The organism is Falsiroseomonas sp. (assembly GCF_030695085.1).
Taxonomy (GTDB): Bacteria; Pseudomonadota; Alphaproteobacteria; order Acetobacterales; family Acetobacteraceae; genus Falsiroseomonas.
In genome coordinates this window covers 1-22,245 of record NZ_JAUYTS010000042.1, presented here as the reverse complement: position 1 = coordinate 22,245, position 22,245 = coordinate 1, and the positions used below count along the sequence as shown (strand labels likewise).

The 22,245-nt window shown below is 70.7% G+C and carries 22 protein-coding genes; 15 read left to right on the top strand and 7 right to left on the bottom strand.

Annotated elements, in window-relative coordinates:
- Positions 1–272 precede the first annotated feature (272 nt).
- The 5 genes from Q8S40_RS04815 to Q8S40_RS04795 all read left to right on the top strand — a co-directional run bounded on the left by Q8S40_RS04815 (position 273) and on the right by Q8S40_RS04795 (position 5,148).
- The gene (locus tag Q8S40_RS04815) at positions 273–989 is read left to right on the top strand and encodes a GntR family transcriptional regulator (RefSeq protein ID WP_305669494.1); all 717 of its coding nucleotides are present in this window, start codon (positions 273–275) and stop codon (positions 987–989) included.
- A 65-nt stretch (positions 990–1,054) separates the two neighbouring features.
- Complete coding sequence (locus tag Q8S40_RS04810) at positions 1,055–2,632, top strand: gamma-glutamyltransferase (protein WP_304813947.1); 1,578 nt, start codon at positions 1,055–1,057, stop codon at positions 2,630–2,632.
- Between the two features lie 9 nt (positions 2,633–2,641).
- Positions 2,642–3,304, top strand: a complete 663-nt coding sequence (locus Q8S40_RS04805) for a GPP34 family phosphoprotein (protein WP_305669493.1) — start codon at positions 2,642–2,644, stop codon at positions 3,302–3,304.
- Between the two features lie 117 nt (positions 3,305–3,421).
- On the top strand, positions 3,422–4,408 hold the full coding sequence (locus tag Q8S40_RS04800) for a tripartite tricarboxylate transporter substrate binding protein (RefSeq protein WP_305669492.1): 987 nt from the start codon (positions 3,422–3,424) through the stop codon (positions 4,406–4,408).
- A 74-nt stretch (positions 4,409–4,482) separates the two neighbouring features.
- The gene (locus Q8S40_RS04795; protein WP_305669491.1) at positions 4,483–5,148 is read left to right on the top strand and encodes a GPP34 family phosphoprotein; all 666 of its coding nucleotides are present in this window, start codon (positions 4,483–4,485) and stop codon (positions 5,146–5,148) included.
- Positions 5,149–5,152: 4 nt separating this feature from the next.
- Here the strand turns inward: Q8S40_RS04795 and Q8S40_RS04790 are convergent, their stop codons facing one another.
- Together Q8S40_RS04790 and Q8S40_RS04785 are read right to left on the bottom strand one after the other, a co-directional pair.
- A complete protein-coding gene (locus Q8S40_RS04790) occupies positions 5,153–6,460 on the bottom strand; it encodes a hypothetical protein (RefSeq protein WP_305669490.1) in 1,308 nt (435 codons plus the stop codon).
- 113 nt (positions 6,461–6,573) lie between these two features.
- Entirely contained in the window at positions 6,574–7,473 is a 900-nt protein-coding gene (locus Q8S40_RS04785) for a polysaccharide deacetylase (RefSeq protein WP_305669489.1), read from the bottom strand.
- A gap of 69 nt (positions 7,474–7,542) precedes the next feature.
- On the opposite strand from Q8S40_RS04785, the gene Q8S40_RS04780 reads away from it, so the two are divergent.
- The 4 genes from Q8S40_RS04780 (at position 7,543) to Q8S40_RS04765 (ending at position 12,229) form a co-directional block, all read left to right on the top strand.
- Positions 7,543–8,970: an amidase gene (locus tag Q8S40_RS04780; RefSeq protein WP_305669488.1), complete on the top strand. Its 1,428-nt coding sequence runs from the start codon at positions 7,543–7,545 to the stop codon at positions 8,968–8,970.
- Positions 8,971–9,045: 75 nt separating this feature from the next.
- Positions 9,046–9,930 carry a fumarylacetoacetate hydrolase family protein gene (locus Q8S40_RS04775; protein ID WP_305669487.1) on the top strand — a complete coding sequence of 295 codons (885 nt, stop codon included), beginning with the start codon at positions 9,046–9,048 and terminating at the stop codon, positions 9,928–9,930.
- Positions 9,931–10,024: 94 nt separating this feature from the next.
- Positions 10,025–10,996 carry a tripartite tricarboxylate transporter substrate binding protein gene (locus Q8S40_RS04770; RefSeq protein WP_305669486.1) on the top strand — a complete coding sequence of 324 codons (972 nt, stop codon included), beginning with the start codon at positions 10,025–10,027 and terminating at the stop codon, positions 10,994–10,996.
- Positions 10,997–11,062: 66 nt separating this feature from the next.
- Positions 11,063–12,229: a M20 family metallopeptidase gene (locus tag Q8S40_RS04765; protein WP_305669485.1), complete on the top strand. Its 1,167-nt coding sequence runs from the start codon at positions 11,063–11,065 to the stop codon at positions 12,227–12,229.
- A gap of 46 nt (positions 12,230–12,275) precedes the next feature.
- On the opposite strand, the gene Q8S40_RS04760 is transcribed toward Q8S40_RS04765, so the two are convergent.
- Entirely contained in the window at positions 12,276–12,845 is a 570-nt protein-coding gene (locus Q8S40_RS04760) for a histidine phosphatase family protein (RefSeq protein ID WP_305669484.1), read from the bottom strand.
- A gap of 101 nt (positions 12,846–12,946) precedes the next feature.
- Between Q8S40_RS04760 and Q8S40_RS04755 the strand changes: the two genes are divergently transcribed.
- Positions 12,947–13,282, top strand: coding sequence for an acyl-CoA thioesterase (locus Q8S40_RS04755; protein ID WP_304813993.1), 336 nt, complete (start codon positions 12,947–12,949; stop codon positions 13,280–13,282).
- Between the two features lie 71 nt (positions 13,283–13,353).
- Complete coding sequence (locus tag Q8S40_RS04750; RefSeq protein ID WP_305669483.1) at positions 13,354–13,737, top strand: thioesterase family protein; 384 nt, start codon at positions 13,354–13,356, stop codon at positions 13,735–13,737.
- A 1-nt stretch (position 13,738) separates the two neighbouring features.
- Here Q8S40_RS04750 and Q8S40_RS04745 read toward each other — a convergent pair whose 3' ends face one another.
- Entirely contained in the window at positions 13,739–14,710 is a 972-nt protein-coding gene (locus Q8S40_RS04745) for a tripartite tricarboxylate transporter substrate binding protein (protein ID WP_304813931.1), read from the bottom strand.
- Positions 14,711–14,908: 198 nt separating this feature from the next.
- Between Q8S40_RS04745 and Q8S40_RS04740 the strand changes: the two genes are divergently transcribed.
- The gene (locus Q8S40_RS04740; RefSeq protein WP_304813929.1) at positions 14,909–15,421 is read left to right on the top strand and encodes a hypothetical protein; all 513 of its coding nucleotides are present in this window, start codon (positions 14,909–14,911) and stop codon (positions 15,419–15,421) included.
- Here Q8S40_RS04740 and denD read toward each other — a convergent pair.
- Positions 15,341–16,327 carry a D-erythronate dehydrogenase gene (denD, locus tag Q8S40_RS04735; protein ID WP_305669482.1) on the bottom strand — a complete coding sequence of 329 codons (987 nt, stop codon included), beginning with the start codon at positions 16,325–16,327 and terminating at the stop codon, positions 15,341–15,343. The two genes, Q8S40_RS04740 and denD, sit on opposite strands and share 81 nt — an antisense overlap.
- 87 nt (positions 16,328–16,414) lie before the next feature.
- On the opposite strand from denD, the gene Q8S40_RS04730 reads away from it, so the two are divergent.
- The 3 genes from Q8S40_RS04730 (at position 16,415) to Q8S40_RS04720 (ending at position 19,772) form a co-directional block, all read left to right on the top strand.
- Complete coding sequence (locus Q8S40_RS04730) at positions 16,415–17,596, top strand: diaminopropionate ammonia-lyase (RefSeq protein ID WP_305669481.1); 1,182 nt, start codon at positions 16,415–16,417, stop codon at positions 17,594–17,596.
- Between the two features lie 81 nt (positions 17,597–17,677).
- Positions 17,678–18,655 carry a tripartite tricarboxylate transporter substrate binding protein gene (locus Q8S40_RS04725; protein WP_305669480.1) on the top strand — a complete coding sequence of 326 codons (978 nt, stop codon included), beginning with the start codon at positions 17,678–17,680 and terminating at the stop codon, positions 18,653–18,655.
- A 115-nt stretch (positions 18,656–18,770) separates the two neighbouring features.
- Positions 18,771–19,772, top strand: a complete 1,002-nt coding sequence (locus tag Q8S40_RS04720; protein ID WP_304813922.1) for a tripartite tricarboxylate transporter substrate binding protein — start codon at positions 18,771–18,773, stop codon at positions 19,770–19,772.
- A gap of 103 nt (positions 19,773–19,875) precedes the next feature.
- Here the strand turns inward: Q8S40_RS04720 and Q8S40_RS04715 are convergent, their stop codons facing one another.
- Both Q8S40_RS04715 and Q8S40_RS04710 read right to left on the bottom strand, forming a co-directional pair.
- The gene (locus Q8S40_RS04715) at positions 19,876–21,543 is read right to left on the bottom strand and encodes a Na/Pi cotransporter family protein (protein ID WP_305669479.1); all 1,668 of its coding nucleotides are present in this window, start codon (positions 21,541–21,543) and stop codon (positions 19,876–19,878) included.
- Between the two features lie 140 nt (positions 21,544–21,683).
- Positions 21,684–22,245: ABC transporter substrate-binding protein (locus Q8S40_RS04710; RefSeq protein WP_305669478.1), on the bottom strand; the 562-nt coding region annotated here is incomplete at its 5' end.

Genomic DNA, 22,245 nt, shown 5'->3' with positions numbered 1-22,245 from the left:
ACGCGGCGGCACTTGCCCCGCGGGGCATTTGGGCCGCGTGCTTAGGCGCAAAACCCTGGCTCTCCAAGAGGCGCAGCAATAAGGTCAATTGTCCGATCTTTCGGAGGAACAATACAATGTTTGGAGGGTCGGCGCCGCCACGCACCTGCAAAGAAATGTCTCGCGCTGCCATCGGCGCGAGACAAACGGCCGTGCCTGTGTTGAAATGACATGACAATACGAACGCTTCCCGAAGGCCGCCGCCGGTGAATGCATTGCCCATTGAGGGGTCCATGCCCCCCCTACCCGAAGACGCCACAGGCGAGGCGCGCCGCCTGGCCCCCGTCCACCCGCGTACCATGGTCGAACAGGCGGCGGAGGCTGTGGTGGCCGCCGCCGCGCGTGGTGTGTTCCTGCCGGGCGACCGGCTGGTGGAGGCTGAGATCGCCCGGGAGCTGGGCATCAGCCGCGTCCCGGTGCGGGAAGCGCTGCGCCTGCTGGAAAGCCAGGGCATCGTCGTCTCCACGCCCTACAAGGGCATGCGGCTGATGCAGGTGACCAACCGCGCGGTGGCGGAGCTGATGCGGGTGCGGACGGCGCTGGAGGCGCTGGCGCTGCGGGAGATCCTGGCCGCCGGGCTGGCCACACCGGAACGCCTGGCCCCGGCCCGCCGCGCCGCCGAGCGCTATGACGCGGCGGCGGAAGCGCAGGACATGGCGGTTCTTGTCGCGGCCGATGAGGCTTTCCACGGTGAAATCTGCCGGCTTTCCGGCAATGGCGTGCTGCATGGCATCTGGCTGAGCGTGGCGCGGCAGCTTTCCGTGGTCTGGGGCCTGGGCCACGACGTCCGGCCGAAGCCCCGCATCTCCGCCGAGCACACCGCCATCCTCGATCTGCTGGAACAGGGCGATGTGGAGGGAGCGCAGGCGGCGCTCGACCGGCATCTGAGCTGGCATGAGGATCTGGATTTCGAACAGGCGGTGCAGCGCCGGCGGCAGGCCAAGCGCTGAAGCCCGCCGGCGGGGTTGCCGAAGAGCCGGGGCGGGTCGATCCTCCGCGGATCGGAGGACCCCGCATGACATACCAGCCGCCCGCCCATACCAGCCAGCATTGGCAGGTCACCAAGCCCGCCGCCCGCGGCCGCCGCGGCATGGTGGCCAGCCAGTCCCGCGCCGCCGCCGAGGCCGGCATCGCCATTCTGGAAGCGGGTGGCAATGCGGCGGATGCGGCGGTCGGCATGGCGTTCGCGCTCGCCGCGATGGAGCCCTGGAACAGCGGCCTGGGTGGCATCGGCTATGCCCAGGTGGCCGCCCCCGGCGGCCCGGCGGAGACCTTCGATTTCGGCCCGGTTTCCCCCGCCGCGCTGAACGCCCGGGATTTTCCGACCACCGGCCGGATGAAGCAGGATCTGTTCTCCTGGCCGGAGGTGGAGGGCGACCGCAACATCCATGGCGCGATGAGCTTCTGCATCCCGTCCTCCGTCGCGGGCTATGCGCTGCTGCATGAACGCCGCGGCCGGATGCCGGCGAAGGATGTGCTGGCGCCCGCGGTGGCATTGGCGCAGCGCGGCCTGCCGCAGGACTGGTTCACCACGCTGAAGATCGCCAATGCGGCCTCCACGCTGAAGCTCTACCCGGAATCGGCGCGCATCTACCTGCCGAACGGCCTGCCGCCGGTCACGCCCTATCAGGGCAAGCCGGGCTTCTTCCGGCTGGGCCGGCTGCCGGAGACGCTGGAGCGGCTGCAGCAGGCCGGCTTCCGCGACTTCTACGAGGGCGATGTCGCCGCTGCCATCGCGGCCGATGTGCGGGAGGCCGGCGGCATCCTCTCCGCCGCCGACCTCGCCGGCTGCAAGGCGCGGGTGCTGCCCGCCGTGTCCGTGCCGTGGCGCGGCCATACGCTGCATCTGTCCAATGGCCTGACTGCGGCGCCCACCTTCCGGCGCGTCATGGAATTGATGGAAGCCGCCGACTGGGCCGGCAGCGCGCCCGGCACCGCCTGGCACCTGGCCTTCGCCAAGGCGATGCAGGCCGCCTATGCCGAGCGGCTGGCCGGCCTCGGCGATGCCGAGCCCAAGGGCGCCGAGACCTGCACCACGCATCTGAACGTCTGCGACGCGGATGGCATGATGGTTTCCATGACCACCACGCTGCTGTCCTCCATGGGCTCGCGCGTCGTGCTGCCGCGCTCCGGCGTGCTGATGAACAACGGCGTCATGTGGTTCGACCCGCGGCCGGGCAGCGCCAATGAGATCGGGCCGAACAAGCGGCCGCTGACCAACATGTCCCCGGTCATCGTGGCCGATGCGGCCGGCAACCCCTCCATGGCGCTGGGCGCTTCTGGCGGACGGCGGATCCTGGCCGCGGTGTTCCAGACCCTGGCGCTGGTCAGCGGCTTCGGCATGGACCCGGAGGCGGCGGCGCATTTTCCGCGCATCGATGTCAGCGGTCCCGAAGGTGCCACCGCCGATCGCAGCCTGCCGCAGGCGACGCTGGACGGCCTGGCCGCAGCCGGCCCGCTGGAGGTAGTGGAACATGCCGTGCTGCCGGTGAACTTTGCCTGCCCGAACCTCATCCAGATCCGGGCGGGCGGCGAACGGGTGGGCGTCACCGATGTGATGTCGCCCTGGTCCGCCGCCCTCGCCCAGGCCTGACGTCTCGCCATGACCGAACCGCTGACCCTGGCGGAGGAAATCGTCCTGCTCGCCCTGGATGACGAGACGGGGCGCCCGGTCGGCCGCGGCGGCATGGCGCCGGACCGGGCGCTGGCCGGCGCGCTGCTGATGCAGCTGGCACTCGCCGGGCGGGTGGATACGGACCGGGACCGGCTGTTCGTGGTGGACACCTCGCCATTGGGTGACGCCGCGCTGGATACGGCGCTGGCGCGGCTGGGCGCCCCCGGCGCGCCGGCGGATGCGCGCGGCGCCATCCCGCTGCTGGCGCGCGATGCGCCCTCCGCCCGCGCCGCCATCCTGGACCGGCTGGTGGCGCGCGGCATCCTGCGGCGAGTGGAGGACCGCGTGCTGTGGATCCTGCCCGACCGCCGCCACCCCAAGGCACCCGACCGGCCGGAGGTGACCGAGGCCCGCGCCCGGCTGCGCACCCTGCTGCTCGAGGGCGAGATTCCCACGCCGCATGATGCGCTGCTGCTCGGCCTGGCGCGCGCCGCCGGGCTGCTGCCGCTGATCTTCAGCGCGGAGGAGCTGGACTCGGTGCAGCCCTGGCTTGGCGTGGTGACGCGGATCGAGAGCCTGAACCGGTCGCTCGCCGTCGCGGTCGCGGACCTGCGCGGCGCCGGTCTCGGCACCAGCCAGCGCGGCGACTGAGCGCGGCATACGATTTGCCATGTACCCCGCCAGAGGGTGCAAGGCGTGCCACGGCCCCGGGCGGATGCCCAAGGGATGAGCGCCACCCCTCGGTTTCTGATCGCTGGGAGCGCAATAATGCAGACTCGTCGTACGCTGCTCGGGCTGACCGCCGCGAGCCTTGGGGGCCTTGCCGCCCCCGCCATCGTCCAGGCGCAGCCCGCCTGGCCGAACCGTTCGATCCGCCTGGTCGCGCAGTTTCCGCCAGGCGGGCTGGTGGATACGGTGGCGCGGCTGATGGCGCCGGTCATGTCGCAGGCGCTGGGGCAATCCGTGGTGGTGGAAAACCGCGCCGGGGCCGGTGGCATCATCGGCACCGACATGGTGGCGAAGGCGCCGGCGGATGGTCACACGCTGCTGGTCAGCCATGCCTCCGTGCATGTCTTCTCCACCGCGACGCGGCCGACGCTGCCCTTCCACCCGATCAACGACTTCACCCACATCATGCATATGGTGGAGGCGCCGAACATCATCCTGGTGCGGGCCAATTCGCCGTTCCAGACCCTGGAACAGCTGTTGGCGGCGGCGCGCACGCAACCGGTGCGCTTCGGCTCCTCCGGCATCGGCTCCGCGCCGCATCTGCTGGGCGCCATGCTGTCTTCGGAAGCGCGGGCGCCCAACCTGGACCACATCCCCTATGCCGGCAGCGCGCCGGCCATGCAGGATGTGCTGGCGGGCAACATCGAATGCATGGTGGACCCGATCACCACCAATACGGCGCAGATGCGCGACGGCACGCTGCGCGCGCTGGCGGTCTCCACGTCGCAACGGCTGGCCATGTTCCCCGATTTGCCGACCTTCGCCGAGCTGGGCTTCCCGAAGTTGACCTCGGCCCAGTGGCTCGGCCTGTCCGGGCCGAAGGGCCTGCCGGCGCCGGTGGTGGAGCGGCTGGCGGCGCTGGTGCCGCCCATCCTGGCACGGCCGGACCTGATGGCCCGGCTGACCGATCTCCAGACCCTGCCGCGCACCCCGCAGCCCACGGGCGAGGCCTTCGTCTCCGTGATCCGGGAGGAGATCACGGCTTGGACCGCGGTGGCGCGGCAGTTCAACATCGTGGTGGGTTAGCCCGCCTGCGACGGGCCGGCCTGACGGCCGGCCGTCTTTCGTGGCAGGCTCCCGCAAAAGCCCCGGGGGCCACCATGTCGCTGACCATGCCGGAGGAGATCCTGCTGCTTCTCCTCGATGACGAAACCGGCAAGCCGGTGGGGCTGCCCGGCCCCGCCGGCGACCTGGCGCTGGCCGGCGCCATCCTGATGGAACTGGCGCTGGCCGGGCGCATCGATACGGACCTCGATCGCCTGGTTCTGGTGCAGAAGCGGCCGACCGGCGATGCGCTGCTGGATGGCGTGCTGGCGCAGCTCGCCGCCGGCGATGTGGCCATGGCGGCGGAACGCACCAGCCGCTGGTGGATCCAGGACATCGCCAAATCCGCCCCGGCGCTGCGGGCGCAGGTGCTGGAACGGCTGGTGGATGCCGGGGTGCTGCGGCGGATCGAGGATCGCTTCCTCTGGGTCTTCCCCGAACGCCGCTACCCCAAGGCCACCGGCCGTGCGGAAACCGCGGAGGTGCGGCGCCGCCTGCGCGGCGTGCTGCTGGAGGATGAAATTCCGGACCCGCGGGATGCGCTGCTGATCGGCCTGGCGAGGGCCACCGGCCTGGTGCCGCTGGTGCTGTCGGAGGAGGAGCAGGCGCAGGCGGCGGCGCGGGTTGAACAGGTGGCGGGGCTGGAGGAATTGTCCCGCTCACTCTCCGCCGCGACGCGCGATGTCTATGCCGCGCTGCTGCGGCAGGGCGCCATGCACTGAAGGGTCAGAAGCTCCGCAGCACTTCCGCCACCCGCTGCGCCGTCGGGTCCAACGCCTCCGCCCAATCGCGCGGCAGGTTCAGAGTGCCCTCGCGCGGCCTGCCGGCATTGACCATGGCGGCGCCCCGCACCAGGCCCGCCGCCATATCCTCCACCGTCGCCTCCGTCGCGACGATATTGGGCGACAGGCCTTCCAGTACCGCCACCGTCTTGACCGAGAAGGCATTGGTCACCGCCAGGCCGCCACAGGCCGCCATTTCCAGTGCCGGATAGCCGGTGTGCGGCGACAGCATGGGTGCGAGCAGCATATCCGCCGCGCGCAGCTGATCCGCATAGGCCAGGTAGCCACGCCAGGGGGCTGGCCGCAGCACATGGCCGTTCGAAAGCGGCAACTCCGGCACGCCACCCCGGCCGCCGATCGCCAGCATCTGCCATCCCGCGAATGCCGGATCGGCTGAGGCGCGACGCAGCGCTTCCAGCCCGAGCCCGAACAGGTTCCGGTGGTTCGTTGGCCGCGCGTAGAACAGCAGGGTCTTCGGCCCATCGGCCCGCGGTTGCGCGGGCGGGTGGAAGACGCGGCTTTCGATCGCCGGGTCGAAGGCGATGGAGCGTTCCCGGAAGCCGGGATCCGCGAAGCGTCCATGACCGGTGCGGAAGAAATACTCCGCCAGGAGATTCTCGTTCGTGACGGGCCAGAAATCCATGCCGTAGGTTTCCAGCGCCAGGGCATGGTTGCTGGACCAGGCGTAGAAGCCGGCCTCGAATTCCTGCAGCATGTAGATGAAGCTCTGCGACCGCATCAGCGGGAGAACCGGCTTCAATTGCTGCGCCGTGGTCCAATGCGTCGCCATGAACGCCTCACCCGGTCCTACGACGAGGGGGCTCGCCTGCACCGCAGCGGTCTCGACAGCGATCTCCGGGATTTCGCCACCCACCAGCTCGGCCAGATGGTGCCGAAGCCACTCGGCCGATACGCTGCCTGGCTTCACGGTTGTGATAAGGCGAACAGGGATATCGTGGCGGGCGACGCGCACCGCCAGGTTGAGGATGGTGTTCGGGCCGCCGGTCATGCCCTCCCGCGACAAGGCCGGGTTCAACACGTTCAGGCGCATGAAGCTGCCAAGCGAATGATCCACGCGGACATGCATCGGCACCGGGTTCATGATGTCGATCAGCCGCTCGCAGAATAGCGCCGGATGCGTGACCTGCATCAGGTTCGCCGCAAAGGCCTGCGGGTCCCGCCGCAGCAGAGCGGCCTGCGCCCGCAGCTTGCCGCCGGCCCCCCTGACCCGTTCCAGGACCCGATTGATCATGCTGCCCACCGCCCATTTTGCAGCCCCCGAAGGGACGGATCGCTCCTACACCCTCGACGGCGCCCTGCCAGGGCGGGGCGGCCAGCAATGCACGCCCTGGCGAGATATTGAAGTCAGGCGGCCGGCGCCGCATGGTCCTTGCACCATTGCGCCACCTGCGCGTGGGTGGCGAACCACACCCCCTCGTGCTTCTTGATCCGCGTTACCAGCCGGTCCAGCAGCGCGATGCGGCTGCGGTGGCCGATAACGTGCGGGTGCATGGTCAGCAGGAACATGCCGCCTTCCTGATAGGCGCCATCGAATTCGGCCGCGAAAATCTCCTCCACCGCGGAAGGCGGCGTGTAGGGACGCAGGCCGGAGAAGCGGAGCATGTTGAAATACACCGCATCGTCGCGGATCCACTCCGGCGGCAGCTCGACGATTCCGGTCGGCTTGCCCTGGTCCAGCAGCTCATAGGCATCGTCATCCGCCATCAGGGAGCTGTCATACAGCAAGCCCATTTCCTTGATGATGGACAGCGTATCGACCGAGAAATCCCAGGAGGCGGTGCGGATGCCGACCGGGTGCTGGCCGCTGACCTTCTCCAGCGTTTCCGCCGCGCGCAGGGTCAGCTCCCGCTCCACGCCGGGGGGCAGCTTGGTGTTGGCCTCATGAATCCAGGAATGGACGCCGATCTCATGGCCTTCCTGGGCCACGGCGCGTACCTCCTCCGGGTGCAGCAGGGCGGAGACGGCGGGGTAGAAGAAGGTGGCGGGAATGCCGTGGCGTTCCAGCAGGGCGCGGATGCGCGGGACGCCCTGGCGGTTGCCATACTGGCCCTGGCTGATCCGCATCGGGCTTTCATCATTGTCGCGCAGCGGAATCGTCTCATGGTCCGCATCGAAGCTCAGCGTCACGCAGCAGCGCGCGCCATCCGGCCAATGCGTCGGCCGCAGGCTGCGCCCGGCCCGCGCCCGGCCGACGATGTGGCGCCATTCGGCCTCGCTCCATTCCCACGGATTGGTGCTGGTCATGCTGCAGGGTTTCCCTGGCCTTGGTGAGGCGCCATGCTGCACCCCGATGCCCCGATCCGGAAGCCCCGCATGAACACGCCCACCGACCCCGCGCAGATGACGGCTGAGCAGCTTCTGGCGCTGTATGCCGCCCGCGCCCTGTCCCCGGTGGAGGCGCTGAAGGCGGTGATGGAGCGGGTGGCACGCTACAACCCCTGGGTGAACGCCTTCGCCACCATGAACCCGCAGGCGCTGCGCCAGGCCGGCGAGTCGGAGGCGCGATGGGCGGCGGGACGGCCTATGGGGATGCTGGATGGCGTGCCCTGCACGGTGAAGGATTTGCTGAACATCGCCGGCTTCCCGACCCGCCGCGGCAGCCTGACCACGGATGCGACGCCAGCCACCGAAAACGCGCCGGCGGTGGTCGGCCTGCTGGCCGAAGGCGCGGTCATCATCGGCAAGACCACCACCACGGAATTCGGCTGGAAGACGCCGAGCGACTGCCCGCTGCATGGCGTGACGCGCAACCCGTGGAACCCGCAGCGTTCCGCCGGCGGCAGTTCCTCCGGCGCCGGTGCGGCGGGGGCGGCCTGCTTCGGGCCGCTGCATATCGGCACCGATGCCGGCGGCTCCATCCGCATCCCGGCCGCCTATTGCGGGCTGGTCGGCGTGAAGCCCAGCTACGGCCGCATCCCGCAATGGCCGCATGGCGCCTTCTCCAACGTCGCCTGCGCCGGGCCGATGACGCGCAGCGTGGGCGATGCGGCGCTGATGATGTCCGCCATGGCCCGCTTCGACCTGCGCGACCCGGTGAGCCTGCCGGATGACCCGCGCGACTGGCGCCTGGGCATGGACCAGGGCGTGGCCGGCCTGCGCGTCGCCGTGGTGCGGCGCCTGGGCTTCGCGCCGCCGCTGGACGCCGAAGGGGAGGCCGCCCTGCAGGTTGCGGCGAAGCTGCTGTCCGAACAGGGCGCCATCGTCGAGGAAGCGGACCCGGAGCTGCCCGACACGCGCGCCATCTTCTCCCGCGTCTGGGGCGTGGCGATTGCCCGCATCTGGAACGGGGCGTCCGAGGAAAAGCGCGGCCAGCTCGATTCCGGGATCGAGGAAGTGGCCCGCAAGATGAGCGACATGTCCGCCGCGGATTTCCTCGGCGCCGACATGCTGCGGGTGGAATGCGGGCACGCCATGGCGCGCTTCCACCAGCGCTACGACCTGATCCTGACCGCCGCCACGCCGACCGCGGCCTTCGACGCCGATGCGCCGACCATCAAGCCGGTGGAGTCGCTCTGGCGCGACTGGGCGCCCTGGACCTTCGCCTTCAACCTGACCCGCCAGCCGGCGATCGCCGTGCCGATCGGGCTGGATGAGGCCGGCATGCCGCGCGGCGTGCAGGTGGCGGCCGCGCTGTACCGCGACGACCTGGCCTTCCGCGCCGCCCGCGCTCTGGAACGCGCTGCCAGCCTGCCCCTGGCCAACCCGGCTGAAACCGGGCAGATGCGGGCGAAATTGAACTAGCGGTCCGATGACCGAAGGGCCGCATGGCCCGGAGGTCTGAATCGGCCCGCTCTGCCGGAATTAGGAGACTAGGCGATGCGGCTGGTGACATTCACGCGTCCGGGCAAGTTGCAGCAGGAAGTCGGCGCGCTGGGCGACGGCGACGCCGTGCTCGACCTGGCGGCCGCCGAGCCGCTGCTGCGCGGGCAGAGCATGCTGGACCTGGCCGCCGCCGAACCCGCGCTGCTCGACAAGGCGCGGGCTGCCATGGCCAAGGCGCCGGTGGTGGAGGGTGCCAAGCTCTGCGCCCCCATCCCGCGCCCGCCGAAGAACGTGTTCTGCGTCGGCAAGAACTACCACGAGCACGCCAAGGAATTCGCCGGATCGGGCTTCGATGGCGGCGCCAAGGATGTGGTGCCACCGTTCCCGGTGGTGTTCTCCAAGCCGCATACCAGCGTCATCGCCAATGGCGAGAAGATCCTCGGCCACCTCGATACCACGGGCGGCCTGGATTATGAGGGCGAGCTGGGCGTGGTGATCGGGGCCGGTGGCCGCGGCATCAGCAAGGCGGAGGCGCTGAAGCATGTCTTCGGCTACACCATCATCAACGATGTCACCGCGCGCCACCTGCAGAAGCGGCACAGCCAGTGGATCCTGGGCAAGGGCCTGGATACCTTCTGCCCGATGGGCCCCGCCATCCTGACGGCGGATGAGGCGCCGGACCCGACCAAGCTGGTGCTGACCACCTGGGTGAATGGCGAACAGCGCCAGCACGCGCCGGTTTCCGACCTGATCTTCGACATCCCCACCCTGATCGAGGCGATCAGCGCCGTCATCACGCTGGAGCCGGGCGATGTGATCGCCACCGGCACGCCGGCCGGGGTTGGCATCGGCTTCAACCCGCCGGTTTTCCTGAAGTCTGGCGATGTGGTGAAGATCGCGATCTCGGGCATTGGCGTGCTGGAGAATGCGGTGGCCTAGCGATGCGACCCGCTCCCTCCATTTCGGGGGGGGCGTGGGCAGGGTGGTCAGGGCTGCACCACAGCCCTGGCCTGAACCAAGGGAGGAAATAACAATGGATCGTCGCACACTTCTGGGCGCCGCCGCTTCGCTGCCCTTCGCCAGCCAGGCTTTCGCGCAGGCCGAATTCCCCTCGCGCGCGCTCAATATGGTTGTGGCCTTCCCGCCGGGTGGGCAGGCCGACCTGGCAGCCCGGCCCGTTGCCGCGGCGCTCGAGAAAATCTTCAGCCAGCCGGTCGTGGTGCAGAATCGCGGCGGGGCGGCGGGTGCCATCGGCAATGCCCATGTCGCGCGCAGCGCGCCGGATGGCTACACCACGCTGATGGCGCTGTCCTCGCTGGCGGTGATCCCGGCGGCGGAGCGTTTGTTCGACCGCACGCCGCAATATACGGTGGACCAGTTCACCCCGATCGCGCGGGTGAATGCGGACCCGACCATGCTGGCGGTCGCCGGCAATTCGCCCTGGCGGACGATGGAGGACTTCATCGAGGCGGCGAAGGCGAAGCCGGGCGACCTGACCTACTCCTCCTCCGGCACCTACGGCACGCTGCATGTGGCGATGGAGATGCTGGCGGCGGCGGCGGGCATCCGCATGCTGCATGTGCCCTTCGCCGGCGGCGGGCCGGCGCTGACGGCGCTGCTCGGTGGGCAGGTGAACGCCCTGTCCTCCGCCCCCGGGCCGCTGGCGCAGCATGTGGCGCAGGGCCGCGTGCGGGTGCTGGGCTGCTGGGGGCGGGAGCGGGTCGCGGCCTTCCCCGACGTGCCGACCTTCATCGAGAAGGGTTTTTCGGATGTCGAGTTCTACATCTGGGCTGGGCTGTTCGCGCCCGCCGCGACGCCCGCGCCGGTGGTGCAGCGGTTGCGGGATGCGATGCGGCGTGCGGTGCAGGACCCGGTGGTGGTGAACGCCTATACCGCCGCAGGCGCCCCGGTGGCCTATCTCGACGCGCCGGAATTTAAGACCTTCTTCGAGGAAGACAGCGCCCGTCTGCTGCGCGCGGTCGAGCGCATCGGCAAGGTGGAGTAGCGCCGCGCGGCTTCACAGGCTCGCCTGCCGGTGCCAGCCTGCACCGGCATGAAGGAGCAACGCCCGATGGACCATCCCGCAATCGCCTGGCTCGCCACCCAGAAGGGCGCCATGACCGAGGCGCTGCGCGAGATGGTGGATACCGATGGCGGCAGCTATGACAAGGAAGGCGTCGACAAGGTCGGCGCGCAGGTCGCGCGCTTCATGGCGGCGCAGGGCATTCCTGTCGAAACCCTGCCGCAGCAGAAGCATGGCGACTGCGTTCGCGCCGTGCTGGATGACGGCGCCAGCACAAGCGGTGGTAATGCGCGGCAGAATATCCTGCTGATGGGCCACCGCGACACCGTCTTCCCGAAGGGCGAGCCGCAGCGCCGCCCCTTCACCATCGAGGGTGACCGCGCCTTCGGCCCCGGCGTTGCCGATATGAAGGCGGGGCTGGTGATGAACATGTTCGTCCTGGCCGCCTTCAAGAAATTCGGTGGCGCCCCCGGCCCGCTGGTCGCGCTGTTCACCGGCGATGAGGAAATCGGCTCCCCCGAAGGCCGCCCGGTGATCGAGGCGGAGGCCAAGGCGGCGCGCGTGGTGTTCAACTCCGAACCCGGCCGGCCCACTGGCGGCATCGTCACGGGCCGCAAGGGTGGCGTTTTCTCGGTCTTCGACATCGAGGGCAAGGCCGCGCATTCCGGCGGCAACTTCGAGGCCGGCATCAGCGCGATCGGCGAACTGGCGGCGAAGATCACCGCCATCCATGCGCTGACCGACCTGCCGCGCGGCATCACGCTGAATGTGGGCCTTGTGACTGGCGGGCAGAGCGTGAACACCGTGGCCCCACACGCCCAGGGCCAGATCGACCTGCGCTATGTCGAACCCGCGGACCGGGAGGAGGTGATGGCGAAGATCCACGCCATCATCGACAAATCCTTCGTCCCCGGCACCCGCGCCAAGCTGACCATCAAGGGCGAGTTCCTGCCGCTGACGCAATCGCCTGAGGCGGCAAAGCTGTTCGCCACCTACCGCGCCGCCGCCACCGAATCCGGCTTCGACCCCAGCGGCGAATTCAGCGGCGGCTGTGCCGATAGCGGCTTCACCGCGGCGATGGGGGCACCGACGCTCTGCGCGGTCGGCCCCGTCGGCGGCAAGGCGCATACGCCGGAGGAGTATCTGGAACTGGGCAGCCTGGTGCCGCGGGCGCAGGCGGTGGCCCGCGCCATCCTGAAGCTCGGCCCGGCCTGACCCCGGAAGGCCCTCTCCGGCAAAGCGCGGGGGCTGGCGGCGCGCGCTACAGACGCCGCCACCCTTTCACCAGCCCCCACCCCACCCGCGTGAACCGGAACACGTTTCCGCCGCCCACGCCCGGCTGATCCTCCTCCCGGCTGATCGTCACGCCCTTGATGTGGCACAGCAGCAGTGCGCCAACCCCGCCATGCGCGATGATCGCCACATCGCCGGGCGGCGCCTGCGCCAGCACGCTACGCACCGCGGCCACGATGCGGGCCTGGGCGTCCACCGCGCGTTCCCAGCCGCGCACGCTTTCCTCCGGCCGGGCGAAGAACGCATCTGCCGTCGCCTCGAATTCCGCTGGTGGCAGGTAGCCGGTGGCGCTGCGGTCATTCTCCCCGAGCGCCGCGACCTGGGTGAAACCAAGGCCGAGATGCCCGGCCAGGATCGCCGCCATGTCGCAGGCCTTGCGCTCCGTGCTGCTGAACATGGCGCCGATCCCCGCCACCCAGGGCTGCGCCAGCATGGCGCGGGACCGTTCCAGCCCGCGCGCTGAAAGCGGCCAGTCGGGAATCGGCGTGGCCGGGTCGATGGCGACCTCCGGATGCGTCAGGAAGTGGACTTGCGCCATGGCTGCCGTAAGGATGGTCTCGCCGCGACCCTACCACGGAGATCCGCTTGCCAAACCCCCGCACCCCGCCCACCGATGCGCCGAAGCTGCGCACCATCGCCATGCCCGCCGATGCCAACCCTTCCGGCGACATCTTCGGCGGCTGGCTGATGGGGCTGATGGACCTGGCCGCCGGCAACGCCGCCGGGCGCCGCGGCCGTGGCCGGGTGGCGACCATCGCGGTGGAGGGGATGAAGTTCCACATGCCGGTGTTGGTGGGCGACGAGGTCAGCATCTTCGCCGAGGTCGTCTCCGTCGGCCGCACCTCGATGCGCATCGAGGTCGAGGCCTGGCGGCGCGAACGGTCGGAGGAGGAGATGTGCCTGGTGACGGAGGGCGTCTTCACCTTCGTCGCCATCGACGAGAACCGGAAGCCACGGGCTGTACCCGAGGCATGACGCGGCCCGATGATGGGAGGGCCGAAAGGCCCGGACATCTGAATCGGCCCGCCGACCTCCTCCGCGAGCATGTGATTCGCTGGTCCGAATGCGACCCCTACGGCCATATGAACCACGCGGCCTATCTGGTTCTGTTCGAAGATCTGCGGGTGGCGCATTGGCAGGCGCTGACCGTTGCGACGCTGGCGCCGGACCGGCCGGGTCCGGTCGTGGCACAGCTTGATGTGCGCTACCTGCGCGGTGTGCGGTTCAATGATGCGGTGACGCTGACCTGCCGCACCGTCTCCTTCCGCCGCAGCTCCTATGTGCAGGAGTATGCGTTGCTGAAGGATGGCGAGCCCTGCTGCACGGCGCGCGCCGTCTGCGTCGTCACGCGCCAGGACAGCGGCGAGAAGGTGCCGCTGACGCTGGAATGGCGCGCCCTGCTGCAAGCGCAGGGCGCGGAGGCGGGGTAGCTCAGCGCCGCCAGGGCCGCCGCTGCCACAGCCCCTGCAGCACCGCGTGGTCGGCGCGCATCATGTCGCGGTAGTCCTTGCCGATCAGCGGCCGCAGCGGCAGGCCGGTGCGTTCCGCATCCGCGATCAGGGCCGGGTCGGCCAGCGCCTCGCGGAACGCCGTCTCCAGCCGGATGCGGATTTCATCGGGCAGGCCCGGCGGCGCGCCGATGCCGCGGGCGGAGCCGCCGAGCACATCATAACCCTGGTCCTTGAAGGTCGGCACGTCGCTGGTCGGCGCCCAGCGCACCGGCCCGCCCTGCGCCAGGCAGCGGATGCGGCCCTCCCGCATCAGGCCCAGGCCCTCGCTCATGTTGAAGCTGCCCACCGGCAGGCTGCCGCCCAGCACGTCCCGCTGCACCGGGGCGGTGCCGTTGTAGGGGATGTGCAGCAGGCGCACATCGGCCGCTTCCTCGAAGCTCAGTTGCAGCATGTGGTCGTCGGAGCCGATGCCGGCCGTGCCGACGCCGATCCCCTCCGGGTCCTTTTTCGCGGCTTCCTTGAGGTCGTCCAGCGTGCGCCAGGGGCTGTCCGCGCGCACCCAGAACCCGCCCGGATCATCCACGATGTTGGCGATGTAGGTGAAGTCTTCCGGCCGGTAGCGCGGCGTGCGCTCGATCGCCACCGCGTGCATGGCGGTGTTGGTCAGGGCGCCCAGCGTGTAGCCATCCGGGGCCGCGTTGAACAACGCCTCGAAGCCGAGCTGGCCGGCGGCGCCGGGGCGGTTGACCACGGCGAAGCGCGCGCCTTGAAGGCGCGGCGTCACGAAATGCACGATGGGGCGCACCATGTTGTCCACGCCGCCGCCAGGCGGGAAGGGGACAATCACCTCGATGGCGCGGTCGGCCGGCCAGGCGGCCTTGGCCAGCCGCGGCGCGGCAAGCGTGGCCGCGGATGCGGCGGCAACACCCAGCAGGGTGCGGCGGGTGGTCATGGCGGGTCCTCCCAGGGACGGTTTCCGACACCATGACGCGGCCGCACGCGGCATGCAACAGCTTGATCCGGCAAGAGAAATCGTTCTGTCAGACGTAACGTCCAGCCCCAGGCGCAGCCAATCGCCGCGACAGGCAGCGCGTGCTGGCGCCCGGCCCGCGCCGCGCCGCATGCTGCCGCCAAAGCCGGAGAGATTCCGATGTCGCGCCGCCACACCGCCTTCGCCGCCGCGCTGCTGCTGGCCGCCGCGCCGGCCCTGGCGGAGACGCCCTTGCCCTGTCGCCTTGGCCCCGATGCCCATACGCATCTGCTCGCCGGGCCTGTCGAGATGGTGGTGCTTGCCGGGCCGGGGCGGAGCGGGCGCACCGAATACCGGATGCTGGTCCGCAACCCGCATCCCTGGCCCGCAGCCGTACTGGCCGCCACCAGCCTGCCCGGCCTGGTGTCCGCCCCGGCCGAACCGGTGGCGCTGCCGCCGCACCGGGCGGCGCCCGTGCTGATCGGCTGGTTCCCGCATGACATGTCCCGCGGCCGCATGGCGCCCCCCTCGGTGGAGGCGGTGCAGGCCGCGATGACCATCCCCTTCTGCCAGGTGCGGGCGCCCGGCCAGGTTTCCGGCGGAGCGGCCTTTTCAGCCGGCGGCGCGATCCTGGCGCGTGGCCTCCAGGTCATCCGCGATGAAGGCGCGCAGGATATCCGCCAGCGTCTCTGACCGGACGAAGCCGAGGCCAGGGGCGCGGGTGGCGGCGAAGGCGGCGGGCCAGCCGGCGACGATCGCCTCGACCTCCGCATCAGGCACATGCCGGGCGAGCGCCCGCGCCTCCGGCCCGGCCACTTCCTCCAGCGCCACCAGCATCTCCGCGATGCTGGCGGACAGGCCGGGCGGGTTGATGCCGCGGTCGCGGCCAAGCGCCGCCGTATCCATCCCCGCCGCATGCGCCAGCCAATCCACCGCGCGGCGCGGCGAACAGACCCAGACGCGGAAATCCTCCGCCACCGGATACAGCGCCGGCAGGCCCAGTAGCGGCTCCCGCAGCACGGCGGAGACAAAGGAACTCGCCGCGCGATTCGGCCGGCCCGGGCGCACCATCACCGTCGGCAGGCGGATCGAGACGACGTCCAGGAAGCCGCGCCGCGTCGCATCGGCCAGCAGCAATTCCCCGATCGCCTTCTGTGCGCCGTAGCTGTTGGTGGGCAATTGCCGCGCCTCATCCGGCACCATCGCCGCCTGGCCGCCATCGAAGGAGGCGACGGAGGAGGTGAAGACAACACGGGGGGGTTGAGGAAGCTTGCGGCAGACATCGATCAGCGCCTGGGTGCCTGCGATGTTCACCCTTATGCCGAGGTCGTAATCCGCCTCCGCCGCGGCGGAGACCACGGCGGCCAGGTGCACGACCAGCCCGGTGCCGGGCGGGATCGCCTGCGCCAGAACCGCCGCATCGGCCACGTCGCCGGCCTGGCAATGGACCGGGAAGGGGGCTTCCAGCGGCGCTGGCTGGTGCAGGTCGAACAGGGTGAGGCCGGTGATGCGCTGGCCCCCCACCACCGCATCCGCCGCCAGCCGTGCCGCCAGCCTGCGGCCGAGGAAACCGCCGCCGCCCAGGATCGTGACCTGCATCTGAATTCTCGCTCTTTTCCGTTCAATGGTGCGACTCGTCCGGTGCCAACTTGCCGGGACCGGGGCCGGCGCGCCACTCTCCGCCGCATGATCCCAGACCGCCCCGCCCGCCTCCTGCTCAATCGCCGCCACGGCACCCCCGGCGTGGTGGTGCTGCCCGATGGCAGTTTTCGCCGCGCCAAGGCGGAAATCACCTCCTGGCCCGGCTATGCGCCGACGCCCCTGCTGAAGCTGGAGGATGTGGCGGCCGCGGCGCGCGTCGCGGCGGTGTACTACAAGGATGAGGGCGGGCGCTTCGGCCTCGGCAGCTTCAAGGCGCTGGGCGGTGCCTATGCGGTGGCGCGGCTGCTGGTGTCGGAACTCGCCCGGCGCGGCGTCGCCAATGCCGCGACCACGGCGGAGCTGGCCGGCGGAGCGCATCGGGACGCGCTGCGCGGCATCACCGTCACCTGCGCCACGGATGGCAATCATGGCCGCTCCGTCGCCTGGGGCGCCGAGCGCTTCGGCTGCCGCTGCGTGATCTTCGTGCATGAGACGGTCAGCCAGGGCCGCCGCGACGCCATCGCGAAGTATGGCGCCGAGATCCGCGTGGTCCCCGGCAATTACGACGATGCGGTGCGGGAGGCGGCGCGCACGGCGGAGGCGGAGAACTGGTTCGTCGTCTCCGACACCTCCTATGAGGGCTACACCGAAATCCCGCGCGACGTGATGCAGGGCTACCGCGTCATGGTGGATGAGGCGGCGGACCAGATGGAGGGCCAATCGGGGAAAGATTCGCCGACGCACGCCTTCATCCAGGGCGGCGTCGGCGGCGTGGCGGCCGCGGTCGCCATCCAGTTGCGCGCCCGCTTCGGCCCGGATGTGAAGGTCATCGTGGTGGAGCCGGAGAAGGCCGCCTGCCTGCTGGCCAGCGCCGAGGCCGGGGAGCCGGCGACGGTGGCCGGTGATCTGGACACGCTGATGGCGGGTCTCGCCTGCGGTGAGCCGAGCCTGCTGGCCTGGCAGGAGCTGGAGCGCAGCGCCTTCGCCTTCATGACCGTCTCCGATGACAGCGCGGTGGATTGCATGCGCCTGCTCGCCCGCCGCAGCCCGAAGATCATTGCCGGCGAAAGCGCGGTGGCGGGCCTCGCCGCCCTGCTGCTGGCGGTGCGGGAGCCGATGACGCGGATGCTGCTGGGGCTCGGGCCGGATAGCCGGGTGCTGCTGTTCGGCACCGAAGGCGCAACGGATCCGGACGTCTACGCAAGGTTGATAGACCAGTCGGATTGACGTTGCATTGCTGCGGCGCGACATGCGGAAACCAAGGCGGCGCCCCGGCGCTGCCCGACCGTCCTTTCGGAGACACGCCGCATGAATCGTCGCCATCTTCTCGGCGCGGGCCTGGCCGCACTGGCCGCCCCCAGCTTCACCACCGCCGCCCGCGCCCAGGGCAATTGGCCGAACCAGCCGATCCGGCTGGTGGTGCCCTTCGCCGCCGGCGGCCCGACCGATATTCCGGCCCGCCTGTTCGCGGAGCGCATGGCGGCAAACCTGTCCCAGCGCATCATCGTCGAGAACCGCACCGGCGCCGGCGTGCTGGTGGGGACGGAGGCGGTGGCCAAGGCGACCGACGGCCACACCTTCCTCTACACCACCGTGGCGCATGCCGTGCTGCGCGCCCTGTTCCAGCGCCTGCCCTTCGACCCGGAGGCGGATTTCGTGCCGGTGGCGCTGGTCGGCGTGATCCCGATGCTGATCACCGTGGGCCGCAACTCGCCGATTCGCGACCTCGCCGGCCTGCAGGCTGCGCTGAAGGCGGATCCGGGCGGCATGACCTATGCCTCCTCCGGCAATGGCGGCGCGCTGCACCTGGCGACGGAGCTGATGCTGCGCTCGATGGATGCGCGCGCGCTGCACGTGCCCTATCGCGGCACCGCGGCGGCCATGCCGGATGTGCTGAACGGCACGATCCCGCTGATTGTCGATGTCGCCACCTCGGCCCTCGCCTATGCGCGCGGCGGTGAAACCCGCGCCCTGGCGGTGATGGACCGCACCCGCCTGCCGCAGCTGCCCGATGTGCCGACCACGGCGGAAGCCGGCTTCCCGGGGCTCGAGGCCTATACTTGGCACATGGTCATGGCGCCCAAGGGCACGCCGGCCGCTGTGGTGCAGCAGGTGAACCGCGGCTTCATGCAGGTGGCGGCCGAGGCCGCGGTGCAGCAGCGCCTGTCCGACCTGGCGATGCGCCTGGTCACCGACAGCACCCCTGAATCCGCCGCCGCCTGGCTGCAGGCGGAGACGCAGAAATGGTCCTCGGTGGTGCGTGAGGCCAACATCACCATCAACTGAGGGCACGCGCGCGCAACCGGCCCGGCGATCCCTGGTTGACGCCGGGCCAGACTCTCCCCGACTGTTCCGCCATCAATGAACGGGCGGACACATCGCCCGAGGGGAGAACATGTCCATGAGAGACCCGATTTTCGGCCGGCGCCATGCGCTGGCGCTCGGCGCCGGCGCGCTGGCCACGCCGTTCCTGCTGCCGCGCGGCGCGGCGGCGCAGGGCAACTGGCCGGCCCAGCCGGTCCGGATGGTGGTGCCCTTTTCCGCCGGCGGCCCGACCGACGTGCCCGCGCGCCTGATCGCGGAGGAGATGTCGAAGGGGCTGCCGAACCGCATCGTGGTCGAGAACCGCACCGGATCGGGCGTCGTGGTCGGCACGGATGCGGTGGCCAAGGGGCCGCAGGATGGCTCCATGCTGCTGTACACCACCGTGGCCCATGCGGTGACGCGGGCGATGTTCCCGACGCTGCCCTTCGACCCGATCGCCGATTTCACACCCTGCGCGCTGGTTGGCCAGGTGCCGGTCATCCTGCTGGTGAACAACGATTTCCCGGCGCGGAACCTGGCCGAGTTCATCGCGGTGCTGCGCGCCAATCCGGGCAAGTACGACTATGCCTCCTCCGGCAATGGCGGCGCGGTGCATCTGGCGACGGAGCTGTTCCTGCATGCGGCGGGCGGGCTGCGGGTGAACCACATTCCCTATCGCGGCAGCTCCGCCGCGCTGCCGGATGTGCTGTCCGGCCGGGTGCCGATGATCTTCGACATCGCCGCCTCCGCACTGCCCTATGTGCGGTCCAACCAGCTGCGGGCGCTGGGGATCAGCACCAAGGAACGCTCCCCCCTCGCGCCGGAGATCCCGACGATGATCGAGCAGGGCGTGGCGGGGTATGAGGCCTATACCTGGCACATGGTGATGGCCCGCAGCGGCACGCCACCGGCCATCATCCAGCAGGTGAACCAGGCGGTGAACCGGGCGGTGAACGTGGCGGCGGTGAAGGAAAGGCTGCTGAGCTTCACCATGCAGGTGGTCAGCGACAGCACGCCCGAATCCGCCGCGGCCTACCTCCGCAGCGAAATGGCGGTGTGGGAGCCGCTGGTCCGCGCGGCGGGCATCCGCGCAAGCTGAGCCAGGCGCCTCGCCCGGGGCCTGCCGGTTCTCGGCGGATTCCGGGTGAGGGAACGGGTGAGCCCTGGATCCCGGTCGCGCCAACGCGGCGTGCCTGGGAAGCTCAGCCCGGGCGCGACATCCCGGCCGGAAGCCTGTCATGCAGCGCCTCCTCCGCCGCATCGGTGGTGTGCGGCCCGGCAGGGGTTTCGTCCACGGCGCCGGGACGGGCCGCACGCAGGCGGCGGCGGCCCTTCAGAACCGCGGCGGCGATGCGGCGCATCGCCTGGGCCTGCAGCAGCGCCGCATCCAGCGCGGCAACCGGCGTGCGCCCGCGTGCGGCGGCGGCCAGAAGCGCATTCTTCACCGCCTGGTAGGCGGCCTCCGCTTGCGCGGCGACGGCGGCTTCATCGGCCGTCACCGGTGTCAGCGCCTCCAGCGCCTGCATCCGCAATTCCGCCCATTCTGCCGCGGCGCCAAGCCGCGCCGGCTCGGCCTGCCTGCCACCGAGCCGCTCCGCGAGGGCGGTGACCGTCTCGGCATGCTGCACGGCGCGCAGCAGGTGGGGCAGTGCGGCGGCCACCGCATCGGGCAGCTGCTGGCTGTTGAGCTGCGCCAGGAAGCCGCGCACCTCCTGGCCGAGCCGCGTGACGGCGCGGATCTGCTCGCCCGGCGTGGGGGTGGCGCCGGGCGTGGGCGTAATGCAGGCGGCCGCGCTGGCCGCGGCCAGTTCCAGCATGCGTGCCACCTCCCGCTCCAGGCCCTTGGCGGCAAGCTCGGGCACGGACAGCAGCGTTGCATCGAGGTATTGCGGCCGGCCGAGCGTCTCCTCCGGCGAGGTGTACAGGCGCGAGAGCCAGCGGATGAGCCAGCCCGCGATCGGCCAGATCAGCAGCACGCCGAGCAGGTTGAACAGGGTGTGGAACACGGCCAGGACGGTCGGCATGTCCTGCCCGGCGCCCAGCGCCGCCGGAATCCAGCGGCTGAGCGCCAGCAATCCGGGCAGCAGGGCCAGCGCCGCGATGCCGGTCAGCAGGTTGAAGGCGATATGCGCCGTGGCGACGCGCCGGGCGGGCGGCGTGGCGCCGAGGGCGGCAAGCAGCGCGGTGGAGGTGGTGCCGATATTCGTGCCGATCACCGCCGCGGCCGCCATTTCCAGCGGCACCGCCCCGCCCGCGCTGGCGGTGAGCGCGATGGCGATGGCGGCCGAGGAGGATTGCGTCGCGACGGTCAGCAGCACGCCGAGGCCGACGAAGCCGAGGATGGCCACCGGCCCGCTCTCCGGCAGGCCCAGCTCGGCAATGCGCGGCGCGAGATCGGCGAAGCCGCCCTGCAGGATATCAATCCCGAGGAAGAAGCAGCCGAAGCCGGCCAGCGCCTGGCCGATGCCGGCCGCGCGCTGCCGCGTGCCGGCGGCGAGCCGCAGCAGCATGCCGAGGCCGAGCAGCGGCAGGGCGAGCGCCGCGATGTCGAAGCGGATGCCGACGAAGGCCACGAGCCAGGCGGTGGTCGTGGTGCCGACATTGGTGCCGAACACCACCCAGACCGCCTGGGTCAGGCTGAGCAGCCCGGCATTGACGAAGCCGATCGCCGCGACCGTCACGGCGCTGGAGGATCGGACGACGGCGGTGATGAAGAAACCCGCCAACAGGCCGCGCAGCGGCGAGCGCGTCCAGGTTTCGAGGATGGCGCGAAGCGCACCCCCCGCGGCGAGCTTCAGCCCCTCCGTCATCAGCCAGGTCCCGAGCAGGAAAAGGCCAAGTCCGCCCAGCAGGGCGACAAGCGCGGACATGCGGCGGGTGAACTCCCTTGGCGCCGCACGATGCGGCCCTGATGTGGCTTCCGGCCCTGCGGCTGGCGGTTTTCTCGGGCAGGATGGTCGCTACGACGAAGGCGGCGCGGGCGGCCTCGGCCCGCTGCACACGCCCTCGGTCACGGCCCGAGCCAGGTCTGCGCCGGGCCGATGGCGGCCTCCACCGGGGCGATCGCGACCTGGCGCAGCCCGGCCTGGCCGCCCGGCGTGGCCAGGCTCGGCTGCCACTGGCACAGCACCGGGCGCGCCCGCAGGTTCTGGCCACGCTCATCGAAGCGCGCACCCCAGCCGCAGGCGGTGCTGCCCTCGGCGATGTCGGTGGCCATCAGCGCGGCGCGAATCCGGTCCCGCTCCGCGTTGCCGGCCCGGTGCAGCGCATCGAGGAAGATCTGTGCCCCGGTGAAGCAGGCCAACCCGTGGCCGGATCGCGGCTCCGCCCCGTAGCGGCGCAGATACAGCTCTGCGAAGGCGCGGGCGCCGGGGGCGATGCGTTCATGCACCGCGAAGGGGGTGAAATCCGCGCTCATCGTGCCGGTGAAATCGGCGCCGATGCTGCGCGCCGTCTCCGCCAGCCCATAGCCGCCGGCGGTGCCGATCACCATGCGCGGGCGCCAATTGGCATCCCGCATGGCGCGGAACAGCAGCACCTCGTCCCCCGGCGCGCCGACATGCAGCACCACC

Excerpts from the sequence above, each read along its gene's own strand:
- Q8S40_RS04815 (WP_305669494.1), top strand. The coding sequence starts at position 273 with ATGCCCCCCCTACCCGAAGACGCCACAGGCGAGGCGCGCCGCCTGGCC.
- Q8S40_RS04810 (WP_304813947.1), top strand. The coding sequence starts at position 1,055 with ATGACATACCAGCCGCCCGCCCATACCAGCCAGCATTGGCAGGTCACC.
- Q8S40_RS04805 (WP_305669493.1), top strand. The coding sequence starts at position 2,642 with ATGACCGAACCGCTGACCCTGGCGGAGGAAATCGTCCTGCTCGCCCTG.
- Q8S40_RS04800 (WP_305669492.1), top strand. The coding sequence starts at position 3,422 with ATGCAGACTCGTCGTACGCTGCTCGGGCTGACCGCCGCGAGCCTTGGG.
- Q8S40_RS04795 (WP_305669491.1), top strand. The coding sequence starts at position 4,483 with ATGTCGCTGACCATGCCGGAGGAGATCCTGCTGCTTCTCCTCGATGAC.
- Q8S40_RS04790 (WP_305669490.1), bottom strand. The coding sequence starts at position 6,460 with ATGATCAATCGGGTCCTGGAACGGGTCAGGGGGGCCGGCGGCAAGCTG.
- Q8S40_RS04785 (WP_305669489.1), bottom strand. The coding sequence starts at position 7,473 with ATGACCAGCACCAATCCGTGGGAATGGAGCGAGGCCGAATGGCGCCAC.
- Q8S40_RS04780 (WP_305669488.1), top strand. The coding sequence starts at position 7,543 with ATGAACACGCCCACCGACCCCGCGCAGATGACGGCTGAGCAGCTTCTG.
- Q8S40_RS04775 (WP_305669487.1), top strand. The coding sequence starts at position 9,046 with ATGCGGCTGGTGACATTCACGCGTCCGGGCAAGTTGCAGCAGGAAGTC.
- Q8S40_RS04770 (WP_305669486.1), top strand. The coding sequence starts at position 10,025 with ATGGATCGTCGCACACTTCTGGGCGCCGCCGCTTCGCTGCCCTTCGCC.
- Q8S40_RS04765 (WP_305669485.1), top strand. The coding sequence starts at position 11,063 with ATGGACCATCCCGCAATCGCCTGGCTCGCCACCCAGAAGGGCGCCATG.
- Q8S40_RS04760 (WP_305669484.1), bottom strand. The coding sequence starts at position 12,845 with ATGGCGCAAGTCCACTTCCTGACGCATCCGGAGGTCGCCATCGACCCG.
- Q8S40_RS04755 (WP_304813993.1), top strand. The coding sequence starts at position 12,947 with ATGCCCGCCGATGCCAACCCTTCCGGCGACATCTTCGGCGGCTGGCTG.
- Q8S40_RS04745 (WP_304813931.1), bottom strand. The coding sequence starts at position 14,710 with ATGACCACCCGCCGCACCCTGCTGGGTGTTGCCGCCGCATCCGCGGCC.
- Q8S40_RS04740 (WP_304813929.1), top strand. The coding sequence starts at position 14,909 with ATGTCGCGCCGCCACACCGCCTTCGCCGCCGCGCTGCTGCTGGCCGCC.
- denD (WP_305669482.1), bottom strand. The coding sequence starts at position 16,327 with ATGCAGGTCACGATCCTGGGCGGCGGCGGTTTCCTCGGCCGCAGGCTG.
- Q8S40_RS04730 (WP_305669481.1), top strand. The coding sequence starts at position 16,415 with ATGATCCCAGACCGCCCCGCCCGCCTCCTGCTCAATCGCCGCCACGGC.
- Q8S40_RS04725 (WP_305669480.1), top strand. The coding sequence starts at position 17,678 with ATGAATCGTCGCCATCTTCTCGGCGCGGGCCTGGCCGCACTGGCCGCC.
- Q8S40_RS04720 (WP_304813922.1), top strand. The coding sequence starts at position 18,771 with ATGAGAGACCCGATTTTCGGCCGGCGCCATGCGCTGGCGCTCGGCGCC.
- Q8S40_RS04715 (WP_305669479.1), bottom strand. The coding sequence starts at position 21,543 with ATGTCCGCGCTTGTCGCCCTGCTGGGCGGACTTGGCCTTTTCCTGCTC.